The organism is Methylobacterium hispanicum (assembly GCF_022179285.1).
Taxonomy (GTDB): Bacteria; Pseudomonadota; Alphaproteobacteria; order Rhizobiales; family Beijerinckiaceae; genus Methylobacterium; species Methylobacterium hispanicum.
On sequence record NZ_BPQO01000004.1, the window covers coordinates 42,738 to 54,170 of the forward strand.

8 protein-coding genes are annotated in these 11,433 nt (G+C 69.2%); 7 read left to right on the forward strand and 1 reads right to left on the reverse strand.

Going from position 1 to position 11,433, the window contains the following annotated elements:
• Positions 1-70 precede the first annotated feature (70 nt).
• From MFF56_RS05825 to MFF56_RS05855, 7 genes are all read left to right on the forward strand, one after another.
• Positions 71-643: a 3'-5' exonuclease gene (locus tag MFF56_RS05825; RefSeq protein ID WP_238229663.1), complete on the forward strand. Its 573-nt coding sequence runs from the start codon at positions 71-73 to the stop codon at positions 641-643.
• Positions 643-3,717 (forward strand): putative type IV secretion/conjugal transfer ATPase, encoded by a 3,075-nt coding sequence (locus MFF56_RS05830; RefSeq protein ID WP_238229664.1) that lies wholly within the window; start codon positions 643-645, stop codon positions 3,715-3,717. The genes MFF56_RS05825 and MFF56_RS05830 overlap by 1 nt, the downstream gene beginning before the upstream one ends.
• A 106-nt stretch (positions 3,718-3,823) precedes the next feature.
• A complete protein-coding gene (locus tag MFF56_RS05835; RefSeq protein WP_238229665.1) occupies positions 3,824-5,617 on the forward strand; it encodes an ATP-dependent helicase in 1,794 nt (597 codons plus the stop codon).
• A 161-nt stretch (positions 5,618-5,778) separates the two neighbouring features.
• The gene (gene recJ, locus MFF56_RS05840; protein ID WP_238229666.1) at positions 5,779-7,461 is read left to right on the forward strand and encodes a single-stranded-DNA-specific exonuclease RecJ; all 1,683 of its coding nucleotides are present in this window, start codon (positions 5,779-5,781) and stop codon (positions 7,459-7,461) included.
• A gap of 37 nt (positions 7,462-7,498) precedes the next feature.
• The gene (locus MFF56_RS05845) at positions 7,499-8,104 is read left to right on the forward strand and encodes a metal-dependent phosphohydrolase (RefSeq protein ID WP_238229667.1); all 606 of its coding nucleotides are present in this window, start codon (positions 7,499-7,501) and stop codon (positions 8,102-8,104) included.
• 139 nt (positions 8,105-8,243) lie between these two features.
• Complete coding sequence (locus MFF56_RS05850) at positions 8,244-9,107, forward strand: GIY-YIG nuclease family protein (protein WP_238229668.1); 864 nt, start codon at positions 8,244-8,246, stop codon at positions 9,105-9,107.
• 134 nt (positions 9,108-9,241) lie between these two features.
• Positions 9,242-9,970 (forward strand): hypothetical protein, encoded by a 729-nt coding sequence (locus MFF56_RS05855; protein WP_238229669.1) that lies wholly within the window; start codon positions 9,242-9,244, stop codon positions 9,968-9,970.
• A 14-nt stretch (positions 9,971-9,984) separates the two neighbouring features.
• On the opposite strand, the gene MFF56_RS05860 is transcribed toward MFF56_RS05855, so the two are convergent.
• Positions 9,985-10,713, reverse strand: a complete 729-nt coding sequence (locus MFF56_RS05860; protein WP_238229670.1) for a hypothetical protein — start codon at positions 10,711-10,713, stop codon at positions 9,985-9,987.
• Between the last annotated feature and the right edge of the window lie 720 nt (positions 10,714-11,433).

Genomic DNA, 11,433 nt, shown 5'->3' on the forward strand with positions numbered 1-11,433 from the left:
TTTGCCGACCGGATTTATCGGGGTAGGGTCGTTCCGGTCATTCCTTCGTGAGGCCGGAACACGTTCCTTGATGTTCGCCGCGTTCGACACCGAGACGACGGGGACGCCCGCGCCCGGCCTGCCGCTACGACATCCCCGTCAGCCGCGGGTCGTCGAGATCGGCTGCGTGCTCTACCGTCCCGACGGCGAGGTGGTCGACACCTTCCGCAGCTTCCTGCGGCCGGACGGATTCACCATCCCGATGGAGATGCGAGACCTTCACGGCATCACCGTGTCGGCCGCGCGCCGCCAAGGAATCCCGGCGGCGGAGGCTTTCGGACGCCTCAGGGCGTTCCTTGCCGGGGCGGGGCGCATCGCGATCCACTTCGTTCCCTTCGACGCGACGATGGTGGCGATCGAGATCGCGTTCGGCTCGCCCGACCCCTTCGGGCCCGGCCGCGAGTTCGCCTGCACCTCGGCCGCGGCCGGGGCCGCCGTGCGCGGGGGAGGGCATCTCGCCCTGGACGAGGCCTGCGCAGGCCTTCTCGGCCGTCCGCCCCGGCGCCACCACAGGGCTCTTCCCGACGCCCTGGACGCGATGGATCTGTCCCTCGCGCTCGAACGGTCGGGGCACCTGCGAACATTCGATCCGGAGCGCCCCTGATGGGTCTGACCAGCGTACTCGGCACCATCGGCTCGATCGCATCGAGCTACGCGCGCAAGCCGCTCACCGCCTTCTCCCAGCTGGAGACCTCGGAGGGCGGCCACACGATCGTCGCCAAGGACGGTTCCCTCGCAACCGTGCTGCGCATCGACGGCGTGCGTCAGATCCTCGGCGACGAAGAGCTGGAGCACCTGATCGAGCGCCTGACGGTCCAGCTCAGCCCGTACTTCGGAAGGCCTGGGCACGCGCTCCAGGTCTGGTTCGCGCGCGATCCGGACCTGTCGGGCCTCGTAGTCCGGAACCTGATGCGCGCTCCGCGGAACGTGGCCTCCTCGCTCGGCCTCGACTTCGAGGACGTCTTCGATGCCAAGGAGAACCACCTGCCGAACTACGTCGTGGCCGAGGGCTTCCACTTCGTCCTCTGGACCAGGCTCTCGATCCTGACGAAGCAGGAGCTCCAACGTGCCAAGATCGACACCCGGCCGCCAAAGGGATGGCCCACCTTCGCCGAAGCCCAGGACATCAACCGGGCGGTGCGGGCGCTCGTGACGCGCCATCAGTCGTTCGTGGACTCGCTCATGACGGATCTCGGCAACGTCGGCATCCGCGCGGAGGCCCTGAATGCCGACGTGGCCATCGAGGCGGTCCGCTCCTCCATCTACCCCGATCTCACGGATTCGGGCTGGCTCCCCTCCCTGCCCGGCGGGCCGGTGCCGCGCAGGCGTCCGGACCTCTCCCCGACCGACGCCAGCCACTATCTCTGGCCCCGACTGGACGATCAGATCTTCGATCGGGAGGCCGAACGGGTGAACCCGCGCATCGTGCGCGTCGGCGCCTACAACTTCGCCGGCGTCGACATGGCGGTCGGTCCGCAAGAGGTCCAGAACTTCGCCTACCTGCTCGGCCGCATGATCGACGGCAACGTCTCGAAGGAGATGCCCTGGCGGTTCTCGGCCCTGATCGAGGGCGAGGGCCTGTCGATGCTGGGCGTCAAAAGCTTCCTGGCGGCCATCTTCACCTTCACGAACCGCGAGAACCGGGCGATCCGCGAGGCGATCGAGGATCTCAAGGCGCTCGTGGCCGAGGATGGCCTCGTCGTCTGCCGCATGCGCATCTCGTTCGCGACCTGGGCCCCGGCCGACGACCTCCGCCTGATCGAGGACCGCTCGTCCAGGCTGAAGCGGGCCGTCGAAGGCTGGGGGTACTGCGAGGCCTCCCAGCTGTCGGGCGATCCGCTGGCGTGCGTCATGTCCTCCGCGCTCGGCCTCGACATCGCCTCGACCGCGCCCGCCGGCGTCCCGCCGCTCCAGGACGTGATCCGGATGCTGCCCTGGAACCGGGACGCCTCGCCCTGGCCCTTCGGATCCGTGCTCTTCCGGACGGGCGACGGCCGCCCCTGGGCCTATCAGCCGGGGACGGAGAAGCAGGACGCGTTCATCGATCTCGTCTTCGCGCCGCCCGGCAAAGGCAAGAGCGTGTGGCTGAACACGACCGGCCTCGCGACCTGCCTGTCGCCGGCCGCGACCACCGGCACGGGCGGCCAGATGCTGCCGCGGGTGGCCATCATCGACATCGGCCGCTCGTCGTCCGGCCTGATCTCGCTCCTCAAGGAGGCGCTGCCGATCGAACGGCGCCACGAGGTCGCCTACCACCGCCTGCGGATGACGAAGGACTACGCCATAAATCCCTTCGACACCCAGCTCGGCTGCCGCTACCCCCTGCCCAACGAGAAGGCGTTCCTCGTCAACTTCCTCTCGCTGCTCGGCACGCCCGTGGGGTCGGACCACTCGCCCGAAGGCCTCGCCGACATCGCCGCCAGAGTGGTCGACGAGGTCTACGCGCGCTTCGACGACAAGAAGATCGCGAACTCGGCACCCAAACGATACGTCCAGGGCGAGGACTTCGAGGTCGACGAGGCGCTGCGCAGCCGCGGCATCATCGTGCCCGGCGGCGGGTTCACGTGGTGGGACGTGGTCGACGCCCTCTTCGAGCGCGACGCCGAGCGCGAGGCCATTCTCGCCCAGCGGCGCGCGGTGCCGCTCCTGGAGGACCTGCAGCTCGTCCTGCGCGACGACCGCATCGTCAACAACTTCGGCACGGCCATGATCGGGACGGGCGAGAAGGTCATCGACGTGTTCGCCCGCATGATCACCGCGGTCTCGGCCGCCTATCCGCTTCTCACGGTGCCGACGCGGTTCGACATCGGCGCGGCCCGCGTGGTGTCCCTCGACCTGGACGAGGTGGCACCGAGCGTCGGCGATTTCGCCGCGAAGTCGACGGCCATGAGCTACATGCTGGCCCGCTACGCCACGGCCCGCGACTTCTATCTCAACGAGGAGATCGTCAACCTCATCCCCGACCTGTACCGCGAGCATCACCGCTCGCGGATCCGACGCATCCGCGAGACCCCCAAGCGGCTCGTCTACGACGAGTTCCACCGCACGAGCGTCGCCCCTCAGGTGCGCGAGCAGGTGATGATCGACATGCGCGAGGGCCGCAAATGGGGCGTGCACATCGTGCTCGCGTCGCAGCTGCTGGACGACTTCCCGCGGGAGATGATCAACGTCGCCACCGGCATCTGGATCATGGGCGTCGCCAACGCCGGCAACGCCCGCGAGGTGGCCGAGCGTTTCGACCTCTCGCGGACGGCCGAGACGATCATCAAGCACCACCTCAACGGTCCCGGCCCCGGCGGCGCGCCGTTCCTGGTCAAGATCCAGCTCCGCGACGGCCAGCACGAGCACATGCTCGTCAACACGCTCTCGCCCGTGGAGGCCTGGGCCTTCTCGACGACCGCGGAGGACTCGGAGCTCAGGCAGCGGCTCTACGCGATCCTGGGCCCGAAGGAGGCCCGCAGGCGCCTCGCGGCGCGCTTCAGGACCGGCAGCGCCAAGCTCGAGATCGCCCGCCGGCTGAAGGACGCCTTCGAGCAGGGCAAGATCGGCGACGAGGTCAAGAACGGCATCATCGACCGGATCGTCCTCGAGCTGTCGCCCGAGGCCGCGGCGAGCCGCGGCATGACGCAGCCGGAACCGCCCCGCAGGCCGGTGCGCGAGGCAGCCCGCGCCGGCTGAACCGAACATCCGCCTTTTCCGAGTGGTCGTTCCTTAAGCATCCGTCCACCCCGGCGTTGACGGATGCGGAGGATCGGCCGATCGTTCCTTCTGGAAGGAATCAACCTTGCAGCTCGACGACGATCAGATGCGCGCGGCGACGCATGCGGGACCGCGTCCCGCCATCGTCATCGCCGGCCCCGGCTCGGGCAAGACGCGCACGCTGATCGGACGCCACCTCCACCTGCACCGCATCGGGGTTCCGCGCGAGTCGATCCTGATCTCGACCTTCACGGTGAAGGCCGCCCAGGAGGTGCGCGCCCGGCTCGTGGAGGCGCATGGCGACATCGCGGAGACCGAACTCGCCCGCATGTTCGTGGGAACGTTCCACGGGCTCTGCGTCCGGCTGCTCCGGCGGTTCCATGCGCGGGCCGGGCTGCCCAAGGACTTCCAGATCGTCGCCGGCGACGCCCAGATCGCGCTCCTGAAGGATACGGGCCTGACGTGGCACGGCGAGTACGCCGACCTCGCCGACATGATCTCCCGCTGGAAGGATCGTCTCGTCTCTCCGGCGGAAGCCGCGGCCGAGGCCGCCCGGCGCCAGACGCCCGATCTCGTCCAGGCCGCCGAGATCTATGCCGCCTACGAGCGCGAACTGGCGGAGCGGGGCGTCTGCGACTTCCCACGCCTCATCATCGCGACCGTTCGGGCGGCCAGCTCGGACGAAGCCGTCCGCTCGTTCCTTCAGCGCCGGTTCCGGCACGTCCTCGTCGACGAGTTCCAGGACACCAATCGGCTGCAGATCGCGCTGCTCGAGGCCTTGGTGGGGCAGGGCGGCAACCTCTGGGTCGTCGGCGACGACGACCAAGCGCTCTACGGCTGGCGGGGCGCCGACGTCCGCTACGCCACCGACTTCGGCCGCCGCTTCCGCGGGGGAACACGCTACGTGCTCGCGCGCAACTACCGCTGCACCCCGGCGGTGGCGGCGGCGGCGAATGCGGTGGTCACGGTGAACACGGTGCGGGTCGAGAAGACGATCCTGCCCATGGTCGAGCCCGAGGACGGCGACGGCGTGCACATCGCCGGGTTCGGGGACGACCGCGAGGAGGCGTCCGCGGTGGCCAAGGCCATCGCCCGTCGCCTGCGCGGCGGCGTCCGACCGCGCGACGTCGCCGTGCTGTTCCGCTCGGGCTCGCTCGCGCCGGTGGTCCAGGCCGCGCTGTCGCGCGAGAAGATCCCGGTCAGGCTTTCCGGGATCGGCAGCTTCTGGTCGCTGCCCGAGGTCCGGCTGTTCGTGTCCGTCCTCCGGGTCGCATCGGGATCCGCCTCCGGCGAGGATCGGGATGCGCTGGAGAAGCATCCGCGGAAGCGCCGGATCGGCGCGTTCCTCCACACGATGAAGGGGGCGCCGCTGGCCTCCGCCGCGGAGCCGGCCTCGAACCTCGTGGCGAACCTCGTGCCCGAAGGCCTCCCGCCCGACCGGACGGGGCTCTGGATCGAGGCGGCCCAACAGGCCGCCATCGAGGCGGCGGAATGCGGCACCTACGCCCGCTTCTTCGAGCACGTGGAGGCCTCGTCCGGCACCTCGACCGCAGGCGACGACGAGGAGGCCGTCGTCCTCTCGACCATCCATGCGGCCAAGGGGCTCGAATGGCCGACGGTGTTCGTCGTCGGCGCCGAGCTCGCCATGCTCCCCCATCACAAGTCCACCGACGTCGAGGAGGAGCGCAGGCTCCTCTACGTGGCCGTCACGCGGGCCATGCGGCAATGCCTCGTCAGCTACGCCGACGAGCGCTTCGCCCGGGCCCAGTTCGCCTCGCCCTTCCTCTTCGAGATGGCCGACCGGTGCGATCCCGCCTACCGGATCGGCTGGCGCAACCGCCCGGTCCGGCCGACCCCGCTGCCCGCGGAGGGCGTCTGAGACCCATGAACGGAACGTCCGCGACGGCCATGACCGCAGCAGCCCAGATCCGCCGCCCTTCGCCGCCTCCGCCGTCGGCGGCTCGCCCCGCCTTGGCGGAGGAGGGTGCGCCGCCCTATCCCTACGTGGCAGCGGTTTCCCTGCGCGGAAACCGCTGGAGCGTGCCCAACGAGTTCGCGGACGTCGAGGCGGACGATCCGCTGTTCCTGCCCAAGCAGATCGCGCTGATGCGCGGCGTCGCCCCATCGGACCTCGACACCTTCTTCAAGCCGATGCTGCGCACGAGCATGCCGGACCCGAGCTCGCTCGCCGACATGGACGAGGCGACGGCGCGGATCGCGCAGGCCGTCCGGCGCGGAGAGACCGTCGGCGTGCTCGGCGACTACGACGTCGACGGCGCCACATCGACTGCGATCATGCTCCGCTGGCTCGGCGCGGCCGGCCATACCAACGCGGTGTACTACATCCCGGACCGCATCCGCGAAGGGTACGGCCCCAATCCCGGCGCCGTCGACGCCATCGCGGAGGCGGGCGCGACGCTCCTGCTGGTGCTCGACAGCGGCACGCTCGCGCACGGGCCGATCGCGCATGCCCGCGCGAGGGGGATGGACGTCGTGGTGGTCGACCACCACGAGCCGAGCCGCACCCTTCCGCTGCCGGACGCCGTTTTGGTGAATCCCAAGCGGCCGGACGACGTCTCGGGCCAGACCGACCTTTGCACCGCCGGTCTCGCCTTCCTGCTCGCAGTCTCGTTGAACCGCCTGCTCAGGGCGGAGGGCTATTTCGAGCAGCTCGGCATCCTGGCGCCGGACCCCATGGATCTCGTCGGACTGGCCGCCCTCGGCACCGTGGCCGACGTGGTCCCTCTCACCGGCCTGAACCGCGCCATCGTGGTCCAGGGACTGCCCAAGCTCGACCGCAACCCCGGCATCCGGGCACTCGTCGAGGAGACCGGAGAGAGGGTGTTCACGCCCCGCACGGCGGGCTTCGTCTTCGGACCCTGCATCAACGCCGCCGGCCGGATCGACGACACGCGTCTGGGTACCCTGCTGCTCGCGTCTGACGATCCCGACGAGACGCGCGATACCGCCAAGCGCCTGCGGGAACTCAACGCCCGGCGGCAGGCGATGCAGAAGGAGATGGTCGAGGCCGCCGTCGCCCGGGCGGCGTCGGCCGAGTTCGCGGCCGATCCCGTGATCGTCATCGAGGATGCCGCTTGGCATCCGGGCATCGTCGGCTTGGTAGCCGCACGCGTCCGCGAGGCCACCGACAAGCCCGCCGTGGTCGTCGGCGAGTTCGGCAAGGGCTCGTGCCGCTCGGTCGACGGCTTCGACGTGGGTACGGCCATCATCCGCGCCCGGGAGCAGGGCATCCTGATCGCCGGCGGCGGTCATCGCATGGCCGCCGGCCTCACGATCGAGGCGGGACGTCTGGACGAGCTGCGCCGCTTCGTCTGCGCGGAAGCGTTCGATTTCGAGCGGCCGCCGACCGAGGTCGACGTCGTGGCCGAGGCGGGAACGGCCTCCGTCGAGGCGATCGCTCCTCTGGAGGCGCTCGCACCCTACGGCGCCGGCAACCAGCAGCCGTCCGTCGCCGTGGTCGGCGGCGTCGCGCGGCGCGTGCGGATCCTCAAGGAGCGGCACGTGAAGCTGCTGCTGGAAGGCCCGGCGGGCTCGACGGAGGCGATCCTGTTCAACGCCGTCGGCACCCGCCTCGGAGACGCCCTGGCGGCGAGCGAGGGCCTGCCGGTGGACGTTCTCGGCCGGGTCGCCGTGGACGAGTTCAACGCCCAGCCGCGGGTGCAGATCAAGATCGACGACGCGATGATCGCCAGAGCGTCCTGACTCCGGGGAGCGGCGGGCGGACGTGGGAGGAGACCGAATGGCCGGCGGCGCCGCGAGCGAAGGAAGAGGCGGGGAGGGGGAAGCGCCGCGGCCGCTGGTCCTGCCTCCCTTGCGGCGGACGGCGCGCGACGCCGAGGCCTTCGCCCGGATCGTCCACGAGGGACGGCAGGACAAGGACGGGTTGCCCTACTGGCGCCACCTGAAGCGGGTGGCGATCCTGGCCGACGACAAGCTGCCCCACGGAACGGACGAATGGATCGTCGACGTCGTGGCCCAGATCGCGTGGCTGCACGACGTTCTCGAGGACACACCCTACACGGCAGCGGATCTGGCACGGGAGGGGTTCTCCCCGGTCGTGGTCGAGGGACTCGTGGCCCTCGCCAAGCTCGAGGGGCGCGTGCCGTACCTCGAATGGATCGAGCAGCTCTGCGCGACCGCGAGCCTGCCGGCGATTCTGGTCAAGATCTCCGACATCGAGGACGACTCGAGCCCGGGACGCCTCGCCCTGCTCGATTCGGGGATGCGGGCGCGGTTCGCAGCGAAATACCCGCCGGCCCGCGTGCTCCTGCTCGAAGCGGCCGCCCGGCACGGCTGGACGGACCAGCGTAGGCCCCGGCAGGCCTCGACGACGCCGCGCCCGTGAGCCGCAGCGTCCTCTCGCGCATCCCCTCCTAGCGGCTTATGTCTGGCGCGGTTCCCGAGCACGCACGACGGCCGCCGCGCCGGCGTCGCCAGGCTCGGCGGCCGTGCCGCAGGCTCGGCCGGGCGCGGGGGGCGATACCATGGAGACTGGAAAGCTTTTCCTCGGCTCGAAGTCCGAGTGCAAGGTCTTCCTGAAATCGCGAACCGGCTACTACGTCTATGTTCTGAGGCGACCCGACGGACGCCCGTTCTATGTCGGGAAAGGCAGCACCTCTCGGATCCTCAATCACGAGAACGAAGCGAGGCACGTCAACGACCGGAGAAGCAACGCGTACAAACTGAACGTCATTCGGTCGATCCTATCCGCCGGCCTTGGCATCTCCTATGAGATCGATTCATGCCACGGCACGGAAGCTTCCGCGCACGAACGAGAGACGCAACTGATCAAGGCCATCGGTCGCCTTCATGAGGGCGGTCCGCTTACGAACCTAGCCCCCGGCGGCGGCTCGGAACGCGGCCCCGCCCCTGCTTCCAGAGCGAAGCATCAGGCCACGCTTTCCGGATCGCCCGGCGACAATCCGGAAAGGGCAGTCATCAACGCGTTCGTCAACAACATATCCCGGATGAACTCGGTGGTCATCAAGCCGTCGAGGCAGTTCGTGGCAAGACAGACCCAAAGCTATCCGAACAAATCGATGAACGCTTCCGTCAGGCAGGCCGTCGCCATCTCGGCGTCCGCCGCCTCGAACGGGATTCTGCTGGGGGCCGATTGCATCATTCCCAGGAAGGTCGTCGTCGAGGGAATAGACGGACTGATCGAAAACGGCGTCAGCTGCGACATAGTCACGAGCGGACTGGGATCGCTGATCGCGGCGGAACACCCCTCCGACGAAAGCTTCCATCTGTCGTCCAGGCAGGCCGACGCCGTGATCGACCTGATCGGCCGCCAGAAATGCATCGATCTGGGCATTCTCCGTCCGCCTGCCGAAGCGGCCCGGCAGTAGGCATGATCCTGGGCTGAGACGCGGCCGGCGCTTGGCCCACATGGGCCGATTGCAGGCAAGTTTAATGATCGGCGCCCCTGTTCCTTTATGTCTCGGCCCTACGCTAAGCCAGAATGCGGATGTCAGGCAGACCGATGAACAGAACAGTTGCCGGATTGGCGGGGTTTGCCGCGGCTATCCTATTTGCAGCCTCGCCTGCGGCCGCCGAGAGCGAGTGCAAGCCCTCGAACGCCCTGAAGGATCTCGCAGCCCTGCCCGGGAAGAAGGGGTGGGTCTGGGCCGACAGCGAGATCGTCATGCGCAACGGCCCCCGGGGCATTGGAATGGCGCACACCTGGAAGCAGATCGGGCCGGACCGCTGGGTGCATGGGGACGACTTGGTTCCCTACGGCGAGGCGGTCGAGATCGTGAAGCACGAGGAGTGGCACGGCTCGTCGGGCCGGACCACGGTCAGGACCGCCGATGGGCGTACCTTCGTCGTGCCGGGCGCCACGATCAAGCTCTATGAGTTCTGGAAGTGCTCCGTCACCGAGTTGCTGGAGGACCGCTACGTTCTGGATAAGGAGAGCCCTATCCCGAGGAACGTCCGCACCAAGGTGGCGAACACGGTCTGGGTCCGTCTCGTAGACAAGACGACGCCGGTCGAATCGTGGAAGGCCTGGATGAAGCCGGAGGACGTCGCCAAGATCGATCTGATGCTATGCCGGCAGTGGACGGCGCCCGACCAGAAGCCAAACCACGGCGAGTACCCGCTCAGCTGTCAGCCCTTCAGCGCGAAGGGGTGGGGGTCCGGATTGTCCCTCGATCCAAAAGCGGTCGAGGTGCTTTCGCCGACGTCGATGCGCATCCTGCTGACGAACTGAAGGATCCGCGCCCGTCAGATCGCCGGGGAGGGGGCGGCCCAGGAGGCTTCGGGCTCGGCCTCGACCTCCGCCTTCGCGGTCTGCCCGTCCGTTTCGGTTTCCAGATCCGTCCGGTCGGACAGGACCGGCGTACCGGCCCAGGTCAGCGCGCGCATAACGCCGCCGATCGCCATGTGCCGAACGTCCGAGACGTCGTAGGCCCGCTCCGTCGAGGCCGATTTGGCGGGGCGGACGACGGCGCGGACGACCTCGACGAAGAACTCGTCCACGATCTCCCGCTCGACCGAACCCGCCTGCGGCGGGTCGACGCCGAGCGCCCCGTAGATCTCGATCCGCCGTTCGTAGATGTCGGAGGCGTTCTCAGCCGCGAACGTCTGCCAGGGCGTCATCCGGCCCAGGATCTGGTCGACGGCCGCCTGAAGCCCCGGATCGTCGTCGTCGAAGCCGCGCAGCGACAGAAGGCGGCCGGCGGCGGTCGCCACAGGCTCGAAGGGCAGCTTGTCCTGGAGATCCCACCAGCCCAGCGGGTCGCCGAGCAGCGCGCGGTAGACGCGTGGCGCCGGGTCGAGGCGGCTCTCGCCGTGGCACCACGCGACGGGGCGGCAACGGATGAAGGCACCGTAGTCGTCGACGGCCTGCTGGAAGAAGGCGGGCGCCGCGCCGAGCGCGGCGTTCGCGAGATAGAAGGCCCGGCGCAGGATCCACTCCGCCGGAGCGCCCAGCGGACCTCCGTCGATGTCCAAGATCAGACTGGCCTCAGCCCCCGACAGGGATTGCGGCGCGTTGGGATCGCGGGGCGGCGCGGCGGGGCGCGGCGCGACCGTCGCCTGAGGCGGACGAAGGATCGCGACTGGCGGCGGCTTCGGAAGCATGCGGCCGTTGTCGGTCCGAGCGAAGCAACGGTCAAGTTCGCCGGCGGCGACAGGCCATGAGGATCGTGACAAGGAACGAAGTGTCGCGTGCGCGCCCTGGGCCATCCCGTCCCGGACGGCGATGCGCGGTCGGCCGGTCGAGCGCGCGGAGACGGACCATGCACCGCGTAGCCTGTAGACCGAGACGGAGGCCAATAGCGCTGGCGGCGGTACCGAAGCCGTCCGGGTAAGGCTTTTCCGCGCGCGCCGCCTCGCCCCGGGCGGGAGCGGGATCGAGCGCATCGGCACGGCTTGCCGCCACGCAGGGCGCCATCGTCGCCGAAATCTCCCGGGGCCGAGGCGTGCGTGCATGCGCCACGGCGTGTCGGCGAGGAAGCCTTTCGCCGGCAAGAACCGAAGGGCGTCGACCTGGGCCGAGACGGGCCGACGACGACCGCTGTCCGGCAGGAGGAGTTGCCGCGGCCGGCCGGGGGATCCGAACGCTTCAAGGGTCAAATTCATTCCTTCGTTTACCCTTACGCCCTCGTCGGGTTGACCCTCGCGGCCCGGCGTGCACGATGCACGCGCTGATTCATTCCTTCGAGACCCTGC